This window comes from Psychrobacter piscatorii, from assembly GCF_001444505.1.
Lineage (GTDB): Bacteria > Pseudomonadota > Gammaproteobacteria > Pseudomonadales > Moraxellaceae > Psychrobacter > Psychrobacter piscatorii_B.
The window spans coordinates 1-24606 of the sequence record NZ_LNDJ01000061.1; the positions used below are offsets into that span (position 1 = coordinate 1).

At 44.0% G+C, this 24606-nt stretch carries 19 protein-coding genes; 8 read left to right on the forward strand and 11 right to left on the reverse strand.

The features are described 5' to 3' along the window. Positions 1-233 precede the first annotated feature (233 nt). Both AS194_RS05705 and AS194_RS05710 read right to left on the reverse strand, forming a co-directional pair. Positions 234-1412, reverse strand: coding sequence for an acyl-CoA desaturase (locus AS194_RS05705; RefSeq protein WP_200960328.1), 1179 nt, complete (start codon positions 1410-1412; stop codon positions 234-236). Between the two features lie 472 nt (positions 1413-1884). Continuing rightward, positions 1885-2613 carry a glycerophosphodiester phosphodiesterase gene (locus tag AS194_RS05710; protein WP_058024508.1) on the reverse strand — a complete coding sequence of 243 codons (729 nt, stop codon included), beginning with the start codon at positions 2611-2613 and terminating at the stop codon, positions 1885-1887. Between the two features lie 345 nt (positions 2614-2958). On the opposite strand from AS194_RS05710, the gene AS194_RS05715 reads away from it, so the two are divergent. Then, positions 2959-3906, forward strand: a complete 948-nt coding sequence (locus AS194_RS05715; protein ID WP_058024509.1) for a hypothetical protein — start codon at positions 2959-2961, stop codon at positions 3904-3906. A 145-nt stretch (positions 3907-4051) separates the two neighbouring features. On the opposite strand, the gene AS194_RS05720 is transcribed toward AS194_RS05715, so the two are convergent. Further along, entirely contained in the window at positions 4052-4648 is a 597-nt protein-coding gene (locus tag AS194_RS05720; RefSeq protein ID WP_058024510.1) for a cob(I)yrinic acid a,c-diamide adenosyltransferase, read from the reverse strand. 190 nt (positions 4649-4838) lie between these two features. Here AS194_RS05720 and cysS point away from each other — a divergent pair, with 190 nt between their 5' ends. The 5 genes from cysS (at position 4839) to pdxH (ending at position 12468) form a co-directional block, all read left to right on the forward strand. Continuing rightward, a complete protein-coding gene (gene cysS, locus AS194_RS05725) occupies positions 4839-6299 on the forward strand; it encodes a cysteine--tRNA ligase (protein WP_058024511.1) in 1461 nt (486 codons plus the stop codon). A 164-nt stretch (positions 6300-6463) separates the two neighbouring features. Then, positions 6464-8428, forward strand: coding sequence for a mechanosensitive ion channel family protein (locus AS194_RS05730; protein ID WP_227511587.1), 1965 nt, complete (start codon positions 6464-6466; stop codon positions 8426-8428). Between the two features lie 257 nt (positions 8429-8685). Then, entirely contained in the window at positions 8686-10158 is a 1473-nt protein-coding gene (gene guaB, locus AS194_RS05735; RefSeq protein WP_058024512.1) for an IMP dehydrogenase, read from the forward strand. Positions 10159-10355: 197 nt separating this feature from the next. Then, entirely contained in the window at positions 10356-11723 is a 1368-nt protein-coding gene (gene glmM, locus AS194_RS05740) for a phosphoglucosamine mutase (protein ID WP_058024513.1), read from the forward strand. Between the two features lie 88 nt (positions 11724-11811). After that, positions 11812-12468, forward strand: coding sequence for a pyridoxamine 5'-phosphate oxidase (gene pdxH / locus AS194_RS05745; protein ID WP_058024536.1), 657 nt, complete (start codon positions 11812-11814; stop codon positions 12466-12468). 126 nt (positions 12469-12594) lie between these two features. Here pdxH and AS194_RS05750 read toward each other — a convergent pair whose 3' ends face one another. The 7 genes from AS194_RS05750 to AS194_RS05780 form a co-directional block, all read right to left on the reverse strand. Next, the gene (locus tag AS194_RS05750; RefSeq protein ID WP_058024514.1) at positions 12595-13911 is read right to left on the reverse strand and encodes an HlyD family secretion protein; all 1317 of its coding nucleotides are present in this window, start codon (positions 13909-13911) and stop codon (positions 12595-12597) included. A gap of 88 nt (positions 13912-13999) precedes the next feature. Beyond that, a complete protein-coding gene (locus tag AS194_RS05755) occupies positions 14000-15688 on the reverse strand; it encodes a hypothetical protein (RefSeq protein ID WP_058024515.1) in 1689 nt (562 codons plus the stop codon). A 372-nt stretch (positions 15689-16060) separates the two neighbouring features. Further along, complete coding sequence (locus AS194_RS05760) at positions 16061-16690, reverse strand: glutathione S-transferase family protein (protein WP_058024516.1); 630 nt, start codon at positions 16688-16690, stop codon at positions 16061-16063. A 4-nt stretch (positions 16691-16694) separates the two neighbouring features. Next, positions 16695-17372, reverse strand: a complete 678-nt coding sequence (locus AS194_RS05765; RefSeq protein WP_058024517.1) for a type 1 glutamine amidotransferase domain-containing protein — start codon at positions 17370-17372, stop codon at positions 16695-16697. 251 nt (positions 17373-17623) lie between these two features. Beyond that, positions 17624-18673 carry an NADP-dependent oxidoreductase gene (locus AS194_RS05770; protein WP_058024518.1) on the reverse strand — a complete coding sequence of 350 codons (1050 nt, stop codon included), beginning with the start codon at positions 18671-18673 and terminating at the stop codon, positions 17624-17626. Positions 18674-18842: 169 nt separating this feature from the next. Next, positions 18843-20054: an iron-containing alcohol dehydrogenase gene (locus AS194_RS05775; RefSeq protein WP_058024519.1), complete on the reverse strand. Its 1212-nt coding sequence runs from the start codon at positions 20052-20054 to the stop codon at positions 18843-18845. 276 nt (positions 20055-20330) lie between these two features. After that, positions 20331-20936 carry a TetR/AcrR family transcriptional regulator gene (locus AS194_RS05780; RefSeq protein ID WP_058024520.1) on the reverse strand — a complete coding sequence of 202 codons (606 nt, stop codon included), beginning with the start codon at positions 20934-20936 and terminating at the stop codon, positions 20331-20333. Positions 20937-21284: 348 nt separating this feature from the next. On the opposite strand from AS194_RS05780, the gene AS194_RS05785 reads away from it, so the two are divergent. After that, positions 21285-22769 (forward strand): aldehyde dehydrogenase family protein, encoded by a 1485-nt coding sequence (locus tag AS194_RS05785; protein WP_058024521.1) that lies wholly within the window; start codon positions 21285-21287, stop codon positions 22767-22769. 118 nt (positions 22770-22887) lie between these two features. On the opposite strand, the gene AS194_RS05790 is transcribed toward AS194_RS05785, so the two are convergent. Then, entirely contained in the window at positions 22888-23133 is a 246-nt protein-coding gene (locus tag AS194_RS05790; protein ID WP_058024522.1) for a hypothetical protein, read from the reverse strand. A gap of 234 nt (positions 23134-23367) precedes the next feature. On the opposite strand from AS194_RS05790, the gene AS194_RS05795 reads away from it, so the two are divergent. Then, complete coding sequence (locus tag AS194_RS05795; protein WP_058024523.1) at positions 23368-24597, forward strand: NnrS family protein; 1230 nt, start codon at positions 23368-23370, stop codon at positions 24595-24597. Positions 24598-24606: the final 9 nt, after the last annotated feature.

A 24606-nucleotide genomic window follows, 5' to 3' on the forward strand; every position in this document is an offset into this window, starting at 1 on the left:
GCACTCGTCTGCCTTGTACCACTTTTAGTATTGATTGACTATAGTTGGTTACTGTCTCTAGGTTGGAGGTTGCAACGATTGAGCCTATATATTTCATCATTTACTACGATGATAAGATTATTAAAAGTAAAGGTAGTGACATAAACCATAAATTATAAACAAAAAAATCCCCCTATCTAGGGCAGATAGAGGGAAGGAGAAACCTGACAATTACGATAACTTATAAAAACCAGTTAGGCGGCTTTTTTGCTGATACCAATAGAACGAAAAGCATTTTTCAAGTTATTGTTATGCTCAAGAATTTTTTGCTCAATCTTGGCATAATCATGCTTCAATTTATCATCAGCTTCATGCAAGCGATCAGCGAACTCTGTCTTTTTGAGTTCAATCGTTTTTGCTTTTAGCGCCTGCCACTCTGCAACAGTTTGTGTAAACGCATCGTATTCAAACTTAATACGATCTTGAAAGCTCTTCATCGCGTGAGGAAGATCAATGCCACTGTTAGTAGCCGTATCAATTTGCTGCTGTGCTGCTTTAAACTGCATTTGAACTTCAGCATGTTTGATCGTTGTATCATCCACAGTACGTAGATCAGAAGCCAAACCAATCTTTGACAAACCAGCAATCAACCATTTGGTTGGATCATACTGCCACCATTTCACACCATTACGATAGTCGTATTGGAAGAAGTGATGGTAGTTGTGATAACCCTCACCCCACGTAAAGATAGCCAAAAAGAAATTATCACGAGCAGTGTTGGTATCGGTATAAGGACGATTACCAAGCATATGACACAATGAGTTAATGAAGAAAGTAAAGTGATGCGTCAATACCAAGCGCAGCAAACCTGCCAACACAAGCGTGCCCCAAACATCACCCAACAACCAACCAATAGCCGCGACCAAACCAACGTTGGTGGCTAGTACCCATAGGCCATAATATTTATGCTGTACCTGTAGGACTTTGTCTTTGGTCAAGTCAGGAATGTTTTTGTAGTCAAAGTTGCCGCTAGGATAGTTACGTAGCATCCAGCCGATATGGCTGAACCAGAACCCGCGTTTTGCTGAGTACGGATCGTCCATCACATCATCGACATGACGATGATGAACACGGTGACCTGAAACCCAGTCAAATGCAGACCCTTGTACCGCTAGGGTAGATCCAAGCAATAAAAAGTTTTTGACGATTGGATGCGCTTTGTAAGCACGGTGCGCCAACAGGCGATGATAACCGGCGGTGATGCTAATGCCAGTCCATACCATAAAGACACCAAATACACCCCAGACAGGGGCGCTTACATCATGAGTAAACAAATACCATGGTGTAATGATAACAGCAGCAATCGGCGTCGTTACCAAAAAAGTCGCTGGAATCCAGTTGATTGGCGCTTTTGTAAATTCAAACTCACGCATATCAATGCTTTGCTCTTTTGTCAGAACATCCGTTTGCTCAGAAGCGTTAGTGTAGTTGCGTTTTGCCGTAGGCTGCTCGTCAAGAGCCATTTGCACTTTCTTTTCATCAAAACGAGTCTTGAAACGCGTGATTTGAGTGCTGGCGTTCTTTACAAAGGTATCACCAGATTTGATAGCGAAACGTAAGCCTTTAAGCGGTAAGCCAAGTGCTTTTTTTGCAATCATATAATATCCCTAACGGTATTAATTTAAGTCCCCATAGTACCTGAAAAAACATATAAAGTGAACACTTATACACTATAAAAATATTGCTAAATAACAATAACTTGTATGAATTATAGACTATATGAGTCAAAAATACCGATAACTTGTCAGGCATTAAGGGGAAGTGTAAGTAACGCTATAGATATGTAGGGACTGTAAGGGTGAAAAAAGAGATTTATCTAAAAGTGAAAAAATATGGATAGACGGTTCAAGGTAATAATAAATGACGTGGAAAGTCAGTAATAATCACGTCGGTATTCCAGCTTATAAGCTGTTCAATTGTATGGACATCATTGACCGTCCAAGCGCTTATAGGCAACCCATAACGGTGACTATGTTTGATAACGTCTTGTGTCAAAAGCGGATAATGAATACCCAATTGAACGCAGCCAAGCTGTAGGGCAGTGTATGTCGCTTTTGCCAAGGCAGTTGGCGTGCGAATCAATAATCCTCGCGGTATGCGAGATAATAGTTTGTGGCGTTGCAACCGATTATGCAGCTCCACATCAAAGCTGGTCAGCACCACTGGTAAGCTGGCAAGCGGTGTATCGATAAGCTCTTGCGCCAGTGCATTGACCAATACTGCATAATTGGTTCGATTGTGCGTTTTAATCTCAAGCTCAATCACCTTAAATCCGCTCAATACAGGCGCTATATTGGCTAAAGTCATGATTGGCTGCCCGAATTGTAAGCGGCACTGAATCTCTGTGAGCCCGAGCTGATCAACACGCGACTGTTGACCGCACATACGCTCCAAATCATCGTCATGGAACACAATCAAGTGACCATCGGCATTCAGTTGAATATCAAATTCAACCCCTGCCAAGCCTTGTGAGGTTAGATTTTGAGAATACTTAAAGCCTGAAAAGGTATTCTCTAAACTCTCTCCGCGAGCGCCACGATGACCTAATAAACGCGTGTTTTTAAAATTTACCATATCACATGACTACTGACTGATTTTACGACTCATCATATATCGTCATGACATCAACGTCTAATAGAATTTGTGGCGTGACAAATGCACTTTGTGTCTGATGATTTTTTAGTATTTGTTATGTTTTTGCAACCAAACGCAGGTTTTACCCATAATGAGGGGCGCTATTTGTATATCCATGGGCTACACTAATGACCATTTCAACCAAACACCGTATAATGATGTGGTTTTCAAATCTATCGCAGACCGTTAATGACACCATTGTTTTATAAGTCTGCCATGCAGTTTGAGAGTTAAATACTGTCTATCAGTGGCGGTAAGAACCAGTAAATTGGGAGTAAAGTAAATATGAGCGTAGCAAATATAAGTTTGAGCAAGTGGCATAAAGTGGCTGGAATCGGAATAGTATGTAGTTTGGCGCTTGCAGGCTGTGATCGCTCAGAGAAAGAAGATACTGCCGATACGGCAGAGATGACGGAACAAGAGCCAGTAGCGACCGAAAGTGCCGTCGCTCCTGCTATCAATTGTGATGACCCGATGGTACAAGACCGTCTCAAATCTGCTTTAAAAAATACGCTCAACCAACAGGCACAAGCGTTGGCTGCTAATTATGCAAATGATGCCGAGATTAGCCTACAAAGCGGCGTTGTCACTGAAAAAATCAATGGCGTGGTTATCGATGTACAAAACGCTGCCATACTACAAAAAGCCAATGACAATGGTATGACAACGTGCCAAGCAAGTGTCAGCATGACATTGCCAAGTGAAGACTTGTATCAAGCCAGTCAAGTGCAAGCGGCTAACAATCAGCCAAGCCTGCAATCTCGTTTGGCGCAAGACAATATCCGTATCAATAACAACATGCTCGTTGATGACGCCTTTACTTATGTTGTCGGTACTCAAGGCGGGCAAGTGCGCACGCGTATTGCTGGACAGCCAGCGTTGATTACTGTGGTTTCAGATGTGATGGCAGGCTCTGTGTTGAAATCTGCGATGGATGAGGAGCGTGCTGAACGACGTGCAGCAGCCCAAAGCAGTAACAATAATACTCAAGCAGCACCCGCTCGTCAGCAGCCTAGAACCATCACGCCAGTTGAGCCAATTCGTCCTACTGAACCTGCGACGCCGCCAACCATCAATAAACCGACCAGCAACCAAAACAGCTCGACAGAAAACAATCAAGCAGCGGCTACTACTGAGACCAAAAAACCAGTAACGCCAGCGACGCCAAAAGCAGTGCCGAAAGATGAAACCATCGATATGGTCATCATTGAAGATGATAGCGCTACTTACTAATTTGCAATTTTATGAGTAGTTAGCAACAGGTAGTCGATAGATATTGCTAAGTAATAAAAACCCCGTAACATGACTGCTGCGGGGTTTTTTATCAGCGAAAAATCAACCTAGTTCAGAGAATGCTAGCAAGATTAGGTTTGATTCATTAGCGATTGTCAGCGAAGTTTTGCAAGACTTGACTGTCCCATAGTACTTCAGAGACTTGTTCGGGATCTGTACAAAAGCGCGCGGCGACAAACAACCAATCAGACAAACGATTGATAAAGCTGATGGCAGTGCGGCGTATGGCTGCTGGGCGCTGCTCTTGTAATAACACAGCTTGGCGCTCAGCTCGGCGACACACACTACGTGCTACATGCAACTGGCTCACCAGTACAGAACCTGTGGGTAAAATAAAGTCTTTTAGTGGTGGCAGCGAGGTATTCATCATATCGATTTGTTGCTCTAGCCATTCGATATGAGTGGCATTGACGCCCTCATATTCTGGCATGGCAAGCTCACCGCCAATATTGAACAATAGATGCTGAATAATAACTAAGGCTTGAGAAAAATCCTTACTAATCGATTGGCCTTTGCTTCTTTGTAGTTGAGCACGCACCAGTCCGATATGTGAGTTGAGCTCGTCGATATCACCCATGACACCGAACAGATTGTCAGCTTTACTGAGGCGACTGCCATCAGCCATACCCGTGCTGCCATCATCTCCAGTACGCGTGTATATTTTGCTTAATCGATTGCCCATCTTTATATCCTTAACGGTTTTATGATTGAATGGTGGTAGTTGCCTGCTCATTGTAGTATTTTACGCCTGTTTTCGCTAAGATAATGGGTTACGTTAAAATTATAATCATATCATCGGTACGGCTTGCTTACTTGCTGCGGCTGATATTTTCAATCTATTTATTATATTTATGCTAAAAGGCTCTTTTATTATGACCACACCACTTGCAGATGCGATGTCTCAACTTGCTATTTATGACTCACTGACTGGCGGCAAACGTCCGTTTGAACCGCTCAAAGCAGGGAAAGTGGGTATGTATGTGTGTGGTATGACCGTCTATGACTATTGTCATATCGGGCACGCTCGAATGATGATTGGGTTTGATATGGTGGTACGTTGGCTCACCCAATTGGGTTATGACGTCAATTACGTGCGCAATATCACTGATATCGATGACAAAATTATTGCGCGCGCCGCCGAGAATGGCGAAGAGATTGGGGCGTTGACCCAGCGCTTTATTACAGCGATGCATGAGGATTTTGCAGCCCTTGGCTGCTTGGCACCTGATGCCGAGCCGCGCGCGACTGATCATATCGATGATATGCAGCAAATGATTGAGACGCTGGTCACAGGTGACTATGCGTATGCAGGCGACAATGGCGATGTCTACTATGCTGTTGATAGTTTTGCGAATTATGGCAAATTGTCTAAGCGCAATCTTGATGAGATGCAGGCAGGTTCACGTGTCGATGTCGAAAATGATAAGCGCAACCCATTTGATTTTGTGCTTTGGAAAGCGGCGAAACCTGATGAGCCGCAGTGGGCGTCACCTTGGGGACAGGGGCGTCCGGGTTGGCATATTGAATGCTCGGCCATGTCGACCAAGTGCTTGGGCAATACCTTTGATATTCATGGCGGCGGTCATGACTTGCAGTTCCCGCATCATGAGAATGAAATTGCCCAGTCTGAGGCAGCGACGGGTTGTGAGTACGCGCGTAACTGGATGCACGTCGGGTTTATCAATGTTGACGGCGAAAAAATGTCCAAGTCGTTGGCCAATTTCTCAACCATTCGCGATGTTATAGCAAAATACTTGCCTGAAACGGTGCGTTTTTTCTTATTATCAAGCCATTATCGTAGCCAAGTAAATTTTTCAGATAGCGCATTAGATGAAGCTCATAATAGCCTAAGCAGACTGTACAATGCACTAAAAGTGGCTGAGCAGCAAAAAGGGCAGACAATCACAATCGATGATCGCATCATGACAGACGCCTATAATACGGCTGCTGGACAAGATTTTATCAAAGCCATGAATGATGACTTCAATAGCTCAACAGCGATTAGTGTTTTATTTGGTCTGGCACGCGACATCAATAAAGCCATCAAAGCTGAAGAAGTCGAGACAGCATGGCAGTTGGCACAGCAATTAAAAGCATTGGCGCAGGTGTTGAATATCTTACAACAACCTGTGCAGCAGTTTTTGCAAGCGGTGATTGGTGATAAAGCAGAATATGGTTTGACTGATGCGGCTATTGAAGGGTTAATCGTCGAGCGTGCAGATGCCAAAACCAACAAAAACTTTGCGCGTGCTGATGAAATACGCGAGCAGCTAAAAGAGGCTGGTATTGAGCTTGAAGACAGCCGCGCTGGTACAACATGGCGCCGCGCATAGATATATAGACGCTGTGCATCAGATTACATACGCATGCTAATAAATTAAGTCAGCTCACGCTGGCTTTTTTTTGCAGAGTGCATTAGGTTAAAGCATACCGAATGCACTTTTTATATCCATTCCTTTTATATCCGTTCCTTTTGTAGACCAGTGGCTTTGAAAATATGAATACTCTTAAAAATAGTAATGCTGATGATCGTGGCATAGCAATGGATATTGACGGTGGTCACCGCCGCGATGTAGAGCGTAATAATATCCGCTACAATGCACTGCAGGTAGTTTTAGGGTTTCTTATTATAGCCATCAGCGCTATCTATATACCTGCCAGTGCGGCAAATGAGGAAGGCCGCTCACAAGTCGCTAGCAAACCTGACAATTTGGCTGAGTACGCTGTCCAACAAATAAATACAATCAAAGACGAAAATATTAGCGTCTCTGGTATTACCGAAGAGATATTTGATCCCACTGAGCGTAGCGCGGTACAGCAAGCAGGGACGTTGCAAGGTGATGTGGGACTGACAGGGGAGTATAGCGAGAATTACTATTTACTCAACAAGCTCAATGTCGGGTTACCACCATTAGCTGAGCCACCAAATTTGGCGACGCCGCTTGCGACTTTGGGGTTTTTTCAATCTGCGGTGATGAAGCAGCAGTATGATTTGGCCGCTTATGCACTCAATATGAATCTGATTGATGAGAAAAACCAGCGTACCCGTTCGCTTGATTTGACCAAGCAGCTTGATTTTCTGCTATCTGAAAAAGAGCTATACGTATTTGATGATATGCCCGATCGTCCTGATGGTCTGATCGAACCACCACTGGGTAACGATAGTAGTGTCATGGGTATCCCTAGACGCTCTATCCAGCTGGGTTATATCGAGTACCGAGAACGCCGTGTTCCTGTTTACTTGGAGCGGGTAAAGGTAGGTGATCAGGCGCCAGTTTGGATGTTCTCTGCGCAGACAGTGGGTAATATTGAAAATCTTTATAAACAATATCATCCATCGGAGTTTGAGCGTTATCTACCTACTTGGTTAAAATTCCAGTTTTTTGGTATTGCCTTATGGGAGTTTTCAGCGCTCATCCTGTTTTTCTTATTTACTATGGGCGTAGGTTGGATACTAAGTAAAAGCACGGAAAAACTCATCAGCCGTTATGTTGATAATGAAAAATACAACATCTCTGCTGGCAGTGCCAATGGCGTGGCAGATTTGGCCAATAAGCTAACCGTGCCTTTGACCTTTACCATCAGTTTTTCGCTCGTTTTTACCTTAGTTTCTGGTGGTTTTCCTTATCTAGATGCAGTGGCTTCATCAACCCGTCCGCTGATTTGGACGGGGTTGGTATTTAGTGCGATGTGGCTAGGCATTCGTACTATTAATTTTTTTGCCAATCGTTACCAAGACATGCAGATTGAAAACCTAGGAGAGGAGCATTTTGATAAAGTGCGCCGTCGTCGCACTTATGTGTCGATATTCCGCCGCGTTTTCATTTTTGTCATGATATTGGGTAGTATCTGGATAGGACTGAGTGAGTTTGCCAACATGGAAGGTCTTGGCAAAACCTTACTGACTTCAGCTGGTATTGCTGGCGTGGTTATTGGTATCGCCGCTCAGCCTATATTGGGTAACATCATTGCTGGGGTGCAGGTGGCAGTGACGCAGCCTGTACGGATTGGCGATAGCGTGATAATGGATGGTAATTTCAGCACTGTAGAAGACTTGCGTTACACTTATGCGGTACTCAAAACATGGGATGAGCGTCGATTAATTGTGCCGATGCGCCAGTTGATCACTGAAAGGGTAGAGAACTGGTCACATACAGAAGTGCATCAGACCTGTCCTGTGTTTTTATACATTGATTATGGTGCAGATATAGAGGCCATTCGCCAGCAGTTTATCTCAGTAACTAAAGATAATGAGCTTTGGGACAACGTAACTGAGCCCGAAATATTTGTCGTTGAAGTGACAGAAAACACCATTCAACTGCGCGGTGCTGTTTCAGCAGTAGGTCCCATAGAAGCATGGACGCTCGCTTGCGAAGTGCGTGAGCAGATGCTTGGCTACTTGCATCAGCAGCAAAACAAGTATTTGCCGACAGAGCGTTTTACGTTAACAGAAAGTCTGTAACGTTCAGGGAGCTATTCGCTATAAAAAAGCGTCATTAAACATATAGTGTATGTTTATTATCGATGAAGACGTATTTGTGTAAAATAATCTGACAAATATAGTATGTCAGAGAGGTGCTTATTTGTTATAATGTGGCGTTATTTTTATAGGATAACTGAGTGGTTAGCCATGAGTCAGCACTGTGTATGCAGTTGCAATGATTGATATGCCTAACTCTGAGCTCCTACCCATCAAAATAACCACCACTAGGGGTCTGTATGTTGCGAATTGTCGATGAAGCCTTAACCTTTGATGACGTTTTATTATTGCCAGCCTATTCTGAAGTTCTGCCAAAAACTGCCGATCTGTCTACCCGTTTGACCAAAAACATCACGCTAAATCTTCCGCTGATCTCTGCGGCTATGGATACAGTCACTGAGTCTGAGATGGCCATTACCATGGCACAGCTTGGCGGCATGGGTATCTTGCACAAGAGTATGGATATCGAAAAGCAAGCAACACAAGTACGCCGCGTCAAAAAATTTGAAGCGGGTACGGTTGTTGACCCAATCACCGTACATCCAGAGATGACGATTGGTGAATTGCTACGCTTGACGCAAGACAATAATATCTCAGGCGTACCTGTGGTCGAAAAGGGTACAGACAACGTAGTAGGTATCGTGACTCACAGAGATTGGCGTTTTGAGACCAACTTGTCATTGCCAGTTAGTCAGATCATGACACCAAAAGAGCAATTGGTCACCGTACATGAAGGTGAGAGCAACGAAAATATCAAAAGATTGCTACATGAGCATCGCATCGAAAAAGTCATCGTTATCGACGACAACTTCCGCTTACGTGGCTTAATTACGGTCAATGATTTTGCCAAAGCCGAAAACAATCCAAATGCGTGTAAAGACGAGAAAGGTCGTCTGCGTGTTGGTGCAGCGGTTGGTACAGGTGCAGACACGCAAGCACGCGTCGAAGCATTAATCGCTGCTGATGTTGATGTGATCGTAGTGGATACGGCGCATGGTCACTCAAAAGGCGTAATTGACAAAGTCTCTTGGATCAAGAAAAACTATCCGCATGTTCAAGTTATCGGTGGCAACATCGCAACAGGCGAAGCGGCACTTGCACTACGTGATGCTGGCGCTGATGCGGTAAAAGTCGGTATCGGCCCTGGATCTATCTGTACCACGCGTATCATTGCCGGTATTGGTGTACCACAAATATCAGCTATTGATAATGTTGCTAGCGCATTAAAAGACAGCATCCCATTAATCGCTGATGGCGGTATCCGCTACTCAGGTGATATGGCAAAAGCGATTGCGGCTGGTGCATCGTGCATTATGGTAGGCTCACTAATGGCTGGTACGGAAGAGGCACCAGGTGAAGTTGAGCTGTTCCAAGGCCGTTATTACAAAGCTTACCGCGGTATGGGTAGTCTGGGTGCGATGTCTGGATCAAACGGCTCATCGGATCGTTATTTCCAAGATGCCAAAGATGGCGTAGAGAAGCTCGTACCAGAAGGTATTGAAGGCCGCGTTCCTTATAAAGGACCTGTCGCTGGTATTGTCAACCAATTGGTTGGTGGCTTACGCTCATCAATGGGCTATACAGGCTCTGCGACTATCGAAGATATGCGCACCAACCCACAGTTTATCAAAGTCACATCAGCAGGCATGAAAGAGTCGCATGTTCATGATGTACAGATCACGAAAGAAGCGCCGAACTACCGTGTAAACTAATCGGTATTTTATAGCTCTGCACTATTTGAGAACTGGCCCAGTTGCAGAGCTGTAGTGACGTTAAGATACAAACAGCCAACAATGCTTTGTTATTGTTGGCTGTTTTTTTTGTAGAATATAAAAGCATATTATTACAATAGCAGTATTGCCTGCGTATACGCTTGGCCTTTTATTTTTAGAACTGAGGAATATAAATAATGAGTTACTTTGGCACTGATGGTATCCGTGGAAAATTTGGTGAATTGCCTATTACCCCTGACTTTATTTTAAAACTGGGTTATGTGACTGGACAGGTGCTCATAGAAGCCAACGAAAATTCTACGCGCAAACCAAGTGTGGTCATCGGCAAAGATACTCGTCTCTCAGGTTATGTCATTGAAGGTGCTCTGCAAGCAGGTTTTAACGGGGCTGGCGTCGATGTTTATATGCTTGGTCCATTGCCGACGCCAGCGATTGCACATTTGACTCGCAGTTTTAATGCCGATGCGGGTGTGGTTATCTCAGCGTCACATAATCCTTATTATGATAACGGCATCAAGTTCTTCTCAGGTAGTGGCAAAAAAATCAGTGATGAGATGCAGATAGCAATTAATGACAGATTAACGGCAATCATGAGTGATGCTAATGGTAACAATGCCACGATGCCTATCCTTGACCCTGCAAACCTAGGCAAAAACCGCCGAATTGACGATGCAAAAGGTCGATACATTGAATTTTGCAAAGGCAGCTTCCCATATCAGTATGATCTTAGCCATCTGACCGTCGTGGTTGATTGTGCCAATGGTGCAGGCTATAGCGTCGCACCTAGAGTCATGCGGGAGCTTGGTGCTAATGTTATCGCTATCAATAACACTCCAGACGGCATCAATATCAATGCTGAGTGTGGCTCTACCCATCCTGAAGGTCTGCAAAAAGCGGTGCTTGAGCATGAAGCAGATGTTGGTATCGCATTAGATGGTGACGGCGATCGCATTGTGATGGTTGATGAGACAGGTAAGCTGGTTGATGGTGACGGTATCTTATATGTGCTCGCGACCCAAGGACTCACCAAAGCGCAAGGCGTCGTTGGTACGCTTATGAGTAATATGGGATTAGAGTTGGCACTAAAAGAAGCAGATATTGATTTTACTCGTGCAAAAGTAGGCGACCGCTATGTCATGCAAGACCTCGAAGCCAATGGCTGGATACTAGGCGGTGAGCCGTCTGGACATATTCTGTGCCTAGACAAAAGCCGTACAGGCGATGCAATCATAGCAGGGTTGCAAGTATTGGCTGTGATGCAAGCGCAAGGACGTGCACTGAGTGAGCTGGTCGAAGGGTTTGACGTACTACCACAGAAGCTGGTCAATGTACGCTTGTCTCAGATGCAAGATCCATACAAGCATGAAGAACTGGTCGCCGCTTTTGACAAAGCACAGACGACTTTAGAAGGTCGTGGTCGTCTTCTTATTCGCCAATCAGGTACAGAGCCTATGATTCGAGTCATGGTTGAGTCCGATGATGAGATAGAGTGTGATGTGATGGCAAATGATTTGGCCGATCTTATCAAGTCGGTATTAGGCTAATAGTATTCAAAGCTTAATATTCAAAGCTTAGCACTCAAGATTACAATGTTGAAATGTCATAATTTTATAATAAGGAATGACCATGAGCATGGACTTTACCGACCAACGCCTTTCATATGAAAAAGGCGCGCTTGATCAACAGTCAGTACCAGCGTCACCATTTGAGCTATTTAAGGCTTGGATGGATGAGGCAATAGCGCAAAAAGTGCAAGAACCTTATGCTATGAGTTTGGCAACTTGCGGTGCAGACAATAAACCTAGCGTCCGTATCGTGTTACTGCGTGAAATTACGGATACAGGTATTGTTTTTTATACCAATTATGACAGCGCGAAAGGACAGGACGTTGCAGCAAACCCCAATGCTGAAGCGCTGTTTTTTTGGCATGAGCTGGAGCGCCAAGTTCGCATTAGCGGTCGTATTGCTAAAATTGACGCTGAAAAATCTGCTGCCTATTTTCAAAAACGTCCACATGATAGCCAAATAGGTGCTTGGGTCAGTCAACCGCAAAGTGGCGAAGTCGCCAATCGTGAGGTGATGGAGCAAACGTTCGAGCAACTGCAAGCAGAATATGCAGATGGTATTAGCGTACCAACACCAGCGTTTTGGGGTGGGTATGAGATTACGGTTGAAAAAATCGAGTTCTGGCAAGGTCGCGCCAACCGTATGCATGACCGCATCGTATATATGCAAGATGGTGATAGCCAAAGCGCTGAAAGCTGGACGACCAAGCGTCTACTACCATAGTGTTTGGCTGATTTTGAAATCCTAGATCATTTAAAAATATAAAAAAGCCACTCTATATCCAGTTTCTCGGGTATTTAGAGTGGCTTTTTTATATCAGTTATTTGCTTTATTTGGCTTTATTTGGCTTTATTTGGCATTGGTATCGACATCCACAGAAACGGACATACCAGGACGCAAGCGTGCAAGCTCAGGTTGGTTCGGATCCAAGTCGATACGTACTGGGATGCGCTGCGCAATTTTTATATAGTTACCTGTCGCAGGATTGGCGGCACCTGCACTAAACTCACTGCCAGTGGCTGGTGAGATGTTGCTCACATGACCTGTGAATTTGGCACCGCCAAGCGCATCCACATGAATAGTAGCTGGTTCGCCGATTGCCATACTAGCTATTTGGGTTTCCTTAAAGTTTGCAATAATCCAAATGCCTTTTGGCACGATATACATGAGCTGGGTGCCCGCGCTAACGTACTGGCCTTCTTTGACACTGACTTGGCTCAGCTGACCGGACTCAGGTGCTGTGATGATCGTATTATCGAGATTAATTTGTGCTTGCTTCACACCTGCCTCAGCACTTTTGATATTTGCGTCCAGCGAGGGTTGGGTGCCACTGGTTTTGGCGCGGTTTTGTTGCGCGGCTTGTAAATTGGCTTCAGCCTGTTGCACACTTGCCTGTGCTTGAGCCAGCTTTGCTTTGATATGAGCCACTTCTGCTTTTGATACCGCACCGATAGCATCTAAGCCTTGATAGCGATTGACGTCTTCACGAGCGCTCTCGACATTGATTTTGGCGCTATATAAGTCTGCTTTGCGTGCTTCGATTTGTGCTTGGCTAGATTGCGTGTCTTGAACATTGGTAGAGCGGCTGGTGATCGCCACTTCAGTATTGGCCTCGGCTTGTTCAAGTTGCTGTTGAAACGTTCGATCATCTATTTTTATCAGTAGATCGCCCGCTTTTACATCAGCAAAATCCTGCACCGCCACTTCGGTGACATAGCCGGAAACTTGCGGACTAATAATAGTGGTTTGACCTTTGACAAAGGCGTTATTGGTTTGTTGCACCGTAGGCGTAAATGGTGGCAGCTTCCAAGCATATAAAATCAAGGCCACACCAATGACAATCAGCGCAATCAATAATCCCAAATTTAGATAGGATTTTTTCTTGGGAGACCAGCCAGCCGTATTTGATATCGGCTCTTTTGGCGGCATAGGCGTTTCATTATCATCGTCTTGATTTTCTATAGAGCCTTCTACAGAGTTATCCTCACGCACGCTATCAGGCGTATCAGTAGCTGCTTGTATCTCGGATGTATCCGTTTTCTTTTGCGTAGCGCTTGTAGCGGTCTCTACTGGAGCCGTAGCAGACTCTGTACGTATGTCTGTTGCTGGAGCATCAGTTGACGTCTGAGGTATTTTATTAAGCTCATTTGGTTTTTCTTGGCTCATGACATGCTCCTAAATGTTAATAAGCAGATATCTGATGGGTCTGACTATAAATAAATATGATAAAAAATCACTAAGATAATAAGTTGAATTATTTTGTTTCGCGCATCTTGGCGATGACGGCGAGCTCTTTGGCCAGTGGATTGCGCTTGTGGTAGCGGTTATAAAGATAATTGAGCAGCAAAATAATCGTAACGGCAGTAGCAAGACAGGCCATCAGAAAAAACAGGTCGCTGTATGCTGCGACCGTTGCTTGGCGCTGAATGCCTTGCAGTACTTGGCTAACTGCACCGATATTTGCTTGGGCCGCGTCAGTGGTCTGATTCGACAGCATGTTACGAGTGCCTGCCACCTGGGCGCTAAATGCAGGATCGCCCAAATTCAATGAGCTGACCATATCTGCATAATGCATTTGTGTACGAATGGTCGTAAATGCCTGAATGGCTGCCGCACCTGCCAGTCCGCCAACTGTTTGGGAGATGCCAAAAATCACTGAAAAACTAATAATATACGCAGGGCCACTGCCAATAGCCCGCAAAAACCCTTCAAAAACCAAAGGCCCCATGAAATACACTGCGGCAAAGGCAATCAAAAACTGGCTGAGATAAAACGTATAGGGTGCTGAATTAATAGACACACCAACATCCATCCAAGAACCTAAGGCAATCAATGCCACTGCAAAAATAACAGGTCGGCGCAAATCCATCGCATTGGTACTAAAAATACTAATAATCAAAGCCAGTGCACTGGCGGCTATAATAACAGCATAAAAAGTAACCAGCTGATCGTTACCGTAGCCGAGGTTAGCGAGCAATCCTGCCGCTCCGACGTTTTGCTCAGATAGCAAAATCCGCATGACAGCGCCCGTCACCATAAAGGCAATAATATTGCGGCTACGCATCCAGCGCACTTGTAGCATCGGATTTTTGCGATGCGTCTCAATCCATAACGCGATGCTAATCCCGACGATAGCAATCATCAGTGGATAGACGAGCCAAGGTGTCGTCCACCATAAAATTCGACCCTGTACCAAAACGACAGCCAATGCAGCCAGACCACTGGCGAAAAAACCAAAGCTTACAAAATCCAATTTCTCAAATACTTTTTCTGTATTCCCTGGTGGTAGCTCTAATATATTAATCAGCCCAAAACAAATCAGCGCCAGACCAAATTGAAATAAAAATAAGTTTTCAAGCTGACCGTCGATGGCGAGGTAGGGCGAGATGACACGTGATAATGGAATACCAAACTGTACCAAACCAAAACCCAATATGAGACCACTAGTACGTTTGACGGTTGGCATACCCTGAAGACAATAAAACAAGCCCAATACGGTCATGCCACTGGCGACCATACCACTAAGTCCCCTAGCGACAATCTCTAAATAATAGGGCTCAATGCTAATATTAGGTGTGTCTAACAAGTGACTGCTGATCAGCCACTGTAGACTGGTGGCGGCTAACAAAAATGACAGGGTGATTTTGCTAAAAAGCGACATGCCAAATTGCTGACGAATTTTGTACAGCAGAACGGTGATACAGGCATTGGTCATATTATAACTGACCGATATCCAACCACCTTCAGCTGGCGTTAAGCCTAGCTGACCCTGAATTTGCGTCAGGTTGGCGACAAGTAGACCATTTTGGAAGCTGGCTGTGAGACCCACAAAAATCCCAATAAGCAAATAAAACACTTTACGGCGTGCCGGATGGTCAGGATTGGCTGGAGAGCCCACCATTATTGGCTGTTCGTGGGGCTTAAACTGGTATTCGTTACTCATGGGCGTACCACAATCTGTATAAGGAAATAGAGTGATATAGGACAGATGCCAGACGGGGAGTCAGGTCAGTGCAGTTAGTATTTATAGCGTGAAAAGCCAGTCAACTCACTGATGGTATCTGAAAGATAACCCAAAAAATTCAGAAAGGATTTTATCATAACTTTTATCGTGCTTTTGTCATCGACACGTAATTCATGGATGGTGCTGAGCAATTTGTTTGGTTGCTCTATAGCTTAATGCTCTCGTATGACATTGATGACTATAATTCGATGGTTACTCATGCAATCATAAAATAAAGCACGCATAAAAAACAGCTCTATACAGAGCTGTTTGTGTGTATCGGAAAATTGGTCTGTCAGTTATGATGCAATGCTAAACGGATTGGTCGTACTTAGCCTCTAGCTGCATAGCGCGCTGATAGCTATCGAGACTGGCAAGCGCTTCAGCATACTGCCTGATATTCGAGTAAGCGTCGAGTTTTTGCCGCTTAGCGAGAATGATTAAGTCAAATGACAACATAAAGTCAGCACCACTTAGCTTATCACCCACAATGAAAGACTTACCTTTAACCGAAGCATCCAGATATTCAAACAATCTGGTTTTTTCTGTATCGATATAGCCATTCAAAAACTCATTGTCATCAATGCCTGCTTTTTTGGTAAATAGCTCAAGCATTAATGGCAACATCAGCGAGCTTTCTGCAAAGTCTATCCACTGCAGATAATATCCATAATCTGAACTATCTGTAGCAGGGCGCAGACGCTCTGGCGCAAATCGTTCAATCAATAACTCTGTAATCGCACCGGACTCAGCGTAAATCTGTCCATCCATCTCGATAACTGGAGATTTACCGAGTGGGTGAACTGCCTTCAGGGAATCTGGTGCCAAATGAGTCTTGGCATCGCGCTGATGACTGACCACTTCATAAGGCACGCCTAGCTCTTCTAAGAGCCAAAGCGTACGCAACGAACGTGACTGATTAAGGTGATGTAAGCGAATCATGATATTAACCTTTGAGCTTGTTGATCAAACGCTTAGCCGCTTCTTCTGATGAGGCTGGGTTTTGACCTGTGATCAATAAACCATCTTCGACCACAAACTCTTCCCAATCAGCGGCTTTTTCATAGTTACCACCGTTGGCTTTCAAGACATCTTCTACTAAGAAAGGCACCACGTCTGTTAGGCCAGCCGCTTCTTCTTCTGAGTTGGTAAAGCCAGTAACGGTTTTACCTTTTACTAAGTACTCGCCATCAACTTTAACGCTTTTAAGCGCGCCAGGTGCATGACAAACAAAGGCAACAGGCTTGTCTTGCTTGACGAAATTCTCGATCAATTCGATAGAGTTCTTATCTACTGCCAAGTCCCACAATGGACCATGACCACCTGGATAAAAGACTGAATCAAAATCTTCTACTTCCATGTCAGCAAGTTTCTTGGTATTGGCCAAGTGCTCTTGCGCCTCTTTGTCGTCTTTAAAACGCTTGGTATCTTTGGTTTGTGTATCTTCAGTATCGCTACTAGGATCTAGTGGTGGCTGACCACCTGCAGGAGACGCTAGAGTGACATTAGCACCCGCATCGAGAAACGCATAGTAAGGAGCTGCAAATTCTTCTAGCCAAAATCCTGTCTTTTTACCAGTATCGCCTAGACGGTCGTGTGAGGTTAGTACCATTAAAATATTCATAATTATCCTTATTTATTGTTTATATGTGAGTAAAGCAAATTATTAACAGCCACATTTTTATTGATAGAGGATTCATTCAAATGGCAAGCCAGATGACCAAAACGTTATCAGTATAAGTGGTGACCGCTAATATTATTCCTGCTTCAGACGTAACTTTCAGTAGTGATCTTAGCAAGTTATGTTGTTAAGTTGTTATTAACAATAGTTATTACCTATCGTCAATTATTTAACAGTCAATTATTTAACATAAGTTACTGAACGTCAGAGACCTTAACCACTGTTTTACCAAAGTTATCACCGTTTAACATACCGACAAAGGCTTCTGGTGCATTGTCTAGACCATCAGCGATGTATTCTTTGGTTTTGACGTCGCCTGACTCTACCCATTTGCTCATGGTTTCTAAGAACTCTGGGAAGTGGTCGCCATACTCTTCAAAGATAATGAAGCCTCTGACCGTGAGACGCTGACGGAGAATGAGTCCCATCAATTGACCTAGGTGGTCTTTGCCATCAGGTAGATCGGTTGCATTGTATTGTGAGACCAGACCGCATACGGGAATACGAGCATGATCATTTAATAATGGCATGACAGCGTCAAACACGTGCCCACCGACGTTTTCATAATAGATATCGATACCATCTGGGCAGGCCGCTTTTAATTGCTCAGCAAAGTCATCGGCTCTGTGGTCGATACAGACATCAAAGCCAAGCTCGTTGACCGCGAAATCGCATTTCTCTTTACCGCCTGCTACACCAACAGTGCGAAGACCATATTGATTACCCACTTGACCGACCGTAGCACCGACAGGTCCAGTGGCTGCAGCGACAACTAACGTTTCGCCTTTCTGTGGTTTGCCGATATCAGTCAGACCCATGTAACCAGTGAAGCCGGGCATACCTAACACACCTAAACCATAAGAAGGGTTTGCCATGTTTTTGTCCAGTTTCAGGACGTCTTCGCCATCACTGACACTGTAGTCCTGCCAGCCGGAATTTGATACGACCAAATCACCGACAGCAAATTTATCGATATTAGACTCAACCACTTGCGCGACTGTGCCACCCATGATGACGTCACCGACTGCTAATGGGTCTGCATAGCTTTTTGCATCGCTCATACGTCCACGCATATATGGGTCTAATGACAGATATACCGTGCGTAATAACATCTCGTTATCGTTTGGCGTTGGGATGTCGCTGGTTGTCAGATCAAAGTTATCAGCGGTTGGCTCGCCGTTCGGGCGGCTGGCAAGTTTGATTTGACGGTTGGTTTGTTGATTCTGCTCTTTATCGAAGCTCATAGTAGGACTCATTTATATTTATTCATTGTCATTATTATAGAGGTATTAGATGTAGTAACTACTCAGCATTGAGCTGAATAGCTACTATAAATAGCATAACGTTATGTAGTTATTGTTACTGTCGCGATTTTTCTTATAATTCTTCTGACAGTTCTTGCTATATCGCTTATTAAGACGCTTTGCTAGTCACAGCACGCTGTAAGATACGACGTGAGACGTCTAAATCGTTTTTGCCGTGCTCACCAAGTTTGACCATGTTATGTGCATCAAGTTGCTTGATAATTGGATCAATCGCTGACTCAGTCAAATCGACGTCTTCTAAGCTCACCGGCAAGCCAAGTTCGCGGAAGAAGTTTTCAGTATAGACAATAGCCGTTTCGATGATTGAATCGTCGTCTTGGTCAGTATCAGTGATGTTCCATACGTTACGTGCGTACTGGAGTAGTTTTTCTTTTTTGCTTTCTTTTAGCTCACGCATGACCGATGGCAAGACGATGGTCAAGGTACGTGCATGATCGATGGCGTGTAGTGACGTAAGCTCATGACCAACCATATGGGTTGTCCAGTCTTGTGGTACACCAGTACCGATCAGACCATTCAATGCCATTGTTGCTGTCCACATAATGTTCTTACGTGTTTCTAGGTTTTCTGGATCTTGCTTAACCACTAGGCCTTCATCAATAAGGATTTTGAGCAAGCTTTCAGCAAAGGCATCTTGGACTTTAGCATTGACTGGATAAGTCAGATACTGTTCCATCACATGGACGAATGCATCAGCAACACCATTCATAACCTGACGTTCAGGTAATGTAAGGGTTTTTACTGGATCTAGGATTGAGAATTTAGGGAAGGCTAATGGGTTACCAAATGGCAGTTTTGCTTGACGTTCGCTATAGTTAATTACGCCGCCTGAGTTCATTTCAGAACCCGTTGCTGGGATGGTCAATACTGCACCTAGGTCAATAGCAGAATCGATGTTTTTGCAATAACCTGTTAGCGCGTCCCAAGCTTGGTCACGTGAGACAGTACCATCTTCTTCAGTCAATGAAGATACGAGTGCCACAAATTTACTGCCATCAATTACAGAACCACCGCCAACTGCTAATAAGAAGTCGATGTTGTGCTCATTCACCATGTCGGCTGCTTTTAATAGTGTGGTGAATTCTGGGTTAGCCTCGATACCACCAAATTCAAAGACGGTACGGTCACCGCTAGCCGCTAATGCAGTTTTTACTTCATCCAAAGTACCGGTACGCTGTGCTGAACCACCACCGTAAGTAATAAGAACGCGTGCATCAGTAGGGACTAGGTCTGATAACTGTTCGATTTGACCTTCACCAAAAACGATGCGGACTGGGTTGTAGTATTGAAAGTTATTCATAAAATTCCTAATGTTGACAAAAATGGTTCCGTCAAATATGTTGACGTTAAACAAAGAATGGTAAGCAATGCTTATTTTACATTTGCTCTAAAGCTTGATGCGCATTGTACATCAATTAGACCAGTCGTCTAGTTATTCTTTATAAATGATTACAAAACTCTCATACAACGTTTTTATCAAGTATTGGGATTTTAAGTAACAATAGAATGTGTGGGCGCAAACATAAGCCCCCAATTTAGGGGGGGGCTCCAATATCAAGACCATTACTGTTTATTATCAACGTCCCATTTGAGTCGTCGTCATTTGCCAAATTTCCGCTAGGGGTGTATTCGTTTGGCTGATCTTAGCCATTAGGCTGGCACCAAGCCACGCAAAGTACCAACGCTTGGCCATACTCTCAGCTGAGATATTGTCGTGACGAGGGACCGAGCCATCTGTCCAACCTGCTTTGATTAGTTCAGCCAGCCATGAGGTGGTTTGTTGGTAGCCAGCATCAAGGGCTTTACGCATGGTTTCTGACATATCTGCCACTTCTGCGCTTAGCTTCACTACCAAGCATTTCTCGTGATCACAACCATTCTGCTGGGTGTCGTACCAGTTTTGGAAGTAATCATATAGCTTTTGCTGGGCGCTCACATTTTGTGCATCGATGATATCAAGACGAGCTTTATATAAGCTGAAGTAATGATTGATGATGGCCTCACCAAAGGCTTCTTTTGAGGCAAAATAATGATAAAAAGAGCCTTTAGGCACGCCAGCTGTGTCTAAGATTTGTTTGAGGCCGACAGCGGTAAAGCCTTTTTTGGCTATTAATTGGTAACCAGTGGCAAGCAAATGAGCTTTGGTATCGGGTGTGGTGCTAGTGTCTGTGATATTAGACATAAATAGAATTTTCTCCCTTGATAATCGTAGTAATAGGGTCGTCAGGTTTCATTTGAGCGTCATGTCGATGGCATATTCTAATGCTATATATTTATATGTGTTACGTTTTATCGACAATATTGGCTGAAAAAATAGTCCTGTTTTATTAATAGCTATGGTAGCATTAGACCAGTCGTCTATCAAGGTAGGTTTTGTTCTTATCAATTATCATAAATTTTCGATTTTAATTTATGTCAATTTGTGATTTAACCATAACTGTGAGTATCTTACCTATAAGACAGCTTCAACTATTTTATTCAAAGTACTGAAAATAAATTTTTATATAACAAAGCAAAAATAAGGATAATTATGTCAAGCAATGATAATAGCAGTAATGCCTATAGCGATTTTCATTTGCAATTCATTGGCGGTGAATGGCAAAAAGGTAAAGATGATAGCATTAATACTGATACTAATCCCTACAATGGCGATACGATTGTAGAAATTCAGCAAGCGACTAAAGAACAGCTTGATGAAGCATACGATGCTGCCGACCAAGCGCAAGCCAAATGGGCAAAAACGACGCCAGCTGAGCGTGCAGCTGTTATGTATAAGGTAGTCAGTATCCTAGATCAGCGCCAAGATGAAATCGTTGACTGGTTGATCAAAGAGTCGGGCAGTACACGCATTAAAGCCATGGTTGAATTTAGCTCGGCACGTGCCATCACGCTTGAAGCAGCGTCTTTTCCTAACCGCGTACACGGTGAGATTCGCCCCTCTAACACTCCTGGCAAAGAAAACTTCATTTATCGCGAGCCCATCGGAGTGGTAGCAGTCATTAGCCCATGGAACTTTCCGCTGCATTTAACCCAGCGTTCTATCGCACCAGCATTAGCCCTTGGTAATGCGGTTGTATTAAAGCCAGCAAGCGACACACCAGTGACAGGTGGCTTACTACTGGCAAAAGTATTTGAAGAAGCGGGTCTGCCAAAAGGTCTACTAAACGTCGTGGTCGGCTCAGGTAGTGAGATAGGCGATGCCATCGTCGAGCACAAAGCGCCAAGCTTAGTATCATTCACAGGTTCAACCTCAGTGGGTAAACATATTGGTGAGCTTGCGAACGGCGGTGAGTATATCAAGCAAGTGGCGCTTGAGCTTGGTGGTAACAGCCCATTTGTTGTACTCAAGGATGCTGATATTGAGCAAGCAGTCAAAGCCGCTGCCTTCGGTAAATTCTTGCATCAAGGTCAAATCTGTATCGCCATCAATAGGGTCATTGTGGAAGACGAGATATATGATGACTTTGTAGAGCGTTTCTTGGCGCACGTCAAAACATTGAATGTCGGTGACCCTAATAAGCAAGATACGGCTGTTGGCCCTATCATCAACGAAAAACAACTCAAATCGCTCAAAGAGAAAATCGCCAAAGCGCAGGATGAAGGCGCGAAAATGATACTCAGTGGTGAGATTGAAGGCCAAGTCGTACCGCCGCATATCTTTACTGAAGTCACTCGCGAGATGGATCTATCCTGTAATGAAGTATTTGGCCCCTTGGTTGGTATTATCCGTGCCAAAGATGAAGACGATGCATTATCAATCGCCAATGATTCTATGTATGGCCTATCTAGTGCTGTGTTCACTGCTGATATGCAAAAAGGTCTACGTTTCGCTCGTGGTGTCAGAGCTGGTATGACCCATATCAATGACATCTCAGTGAACGACGAAAGTAACACGCCATTTGGTGGTGAGAAAAACTCAGGTATCGGTCGCTTTAACGGTGAGTGGGTACTAGAAGAATTCACCAGAACACATTGGATTTCAATGCAAAACGAGCCACGTCAGTATCCGTTCTAATAGCATTGCACTACGATAAATAATAAAAAAAGACCGCTTCGATAGCGGTCTTTTTTTGTGATGTTCGATGGTTGTGCTTGAACCTACTTATATGACAATTAGCCTATAGTCTAGTCATCTATCTAGCATGAAAGCCCAATAACCCTTCAATCTCTTCGATACTCATACGCCTAACTAGGGCTTGCTCTTCAACTGACAAGCGATTGGTATGTTCTTTTATCATGGTATGGATGCTCCGAGATATCTCAGAGGTGGTGGCGTAATACATTTGTGGCTGCTCTTTCGTCAGTCTCATCAAGAATCGATTGATAAGTTTGCGTTTTTCATCCGATTTGTTCTCTTCAGCGATATTTTTTTCGGTCATGGTATTCTCCTAGAGGTAGGCCATTTAAGCAGTCGGGGATATGAGAGTCAATAACAGGAGTGTAATGGTCGCTGTCACAATATCTATCACAACCTCTATATCAGTTATGACCTCTGTTATGACAATGGATAAATGACTTTTTAACAATGGTATTGTATAAACTATAACATTCATTTAAAATGAATCTTTAAATAACTGTTATTTAAATGAATCACTAATCATAATCTGAACGCTATGCAATCAATCAAATTACCGACGCAGCCACCAAGCTCACCGCACCCTATTCTCAATCTTAGTTTTCGCGTTTTCTTTAGTGGGGCGGCAGTCTTTGCAGTACTTATCATGACTTTATGGGCGTTCGTTTTTACCGGTCATACTGATATCGCCGCGCAGACATTGAATCCACTGTATTGGCATGGTCATGAGATGATTTATGGTTATGCTTTAGCCGTGGTCGCAGGTTTTTTATTGACCGCTGTGCAGACTTGGACTGGGGTGAAGATGCCTTATGGCTATAAGCTGTTAGCTATTTTTAGCTATTGGTTAATCGCGCGCTTGAGCTGGTTGGCCTTTGGCTTAGGTCTAGATATTGGTGCGGGGCTACTACTATTAGCGGCTATATTTGATATGTTGTTTGTCGCCTCAATGGCGTGGGTAGTGTTTCGAGCAGTACTGCAAGTTAAGCAATACAAGCAAATGGGGATTTTGGCCAAACTTGCGCTACTCACCTTAGGCAACGGACTGTGCTATTGGGGCATTTTTGCTAATGATATGACTGTCACTAAGATAGGGGTGTATTTAGGGTTTTATCTAATCATCGGCTTGGTGTTGACGATTGGCCGGCGCGTGGTACCGTTTTTTATTGAGCGCGGATTGGCCTATGATGGTATTGATATCAAAGTACGCAATAGCAAATGGCAAGATGTCTTGAGTCTGGTTTTTTTCTTGACTTTTTTTATCACTGATCTATTTTATCCTAATAAATATCTGCTCACTATCACTGCTCTTGGGGTGGCTATCGTCAATCTCATACGTTTAGCCGGTTGGTATCACCCAAAGATCTGGCAAAAGCCTTTACTGTGGTCATTGTATTTAGCGTTTTTTGGCATGTGTTTGAGCTTTATCTTATACGCTTTGCAGCCTTGGCTTGGCTTTAGTCACAGTCTGGCGGTACATGCCTTATCTATCGCTGGCGTTGGTATGATGACACTGGCGATGATGGCGCGAGTATCACTAGGCCATACAGGGCGCAATATTCATCAGCCGCCAAAGATGGTCAATGTGATGTTTGCGCTCATGGTATTAGTATTTGTCAGCCGCGCATTTTTGCCTATTATCGCTGTCGAACATTACTTATTATGGGTGATGATTGCGCAAGGCGCTTGGATTAGCTGCTTTGTACTATTTTGCATCAGCTATTTACCGATATTGTCCAAGCCCAGACCAGATGGTTTGTTTGGTTAAATTTGAATT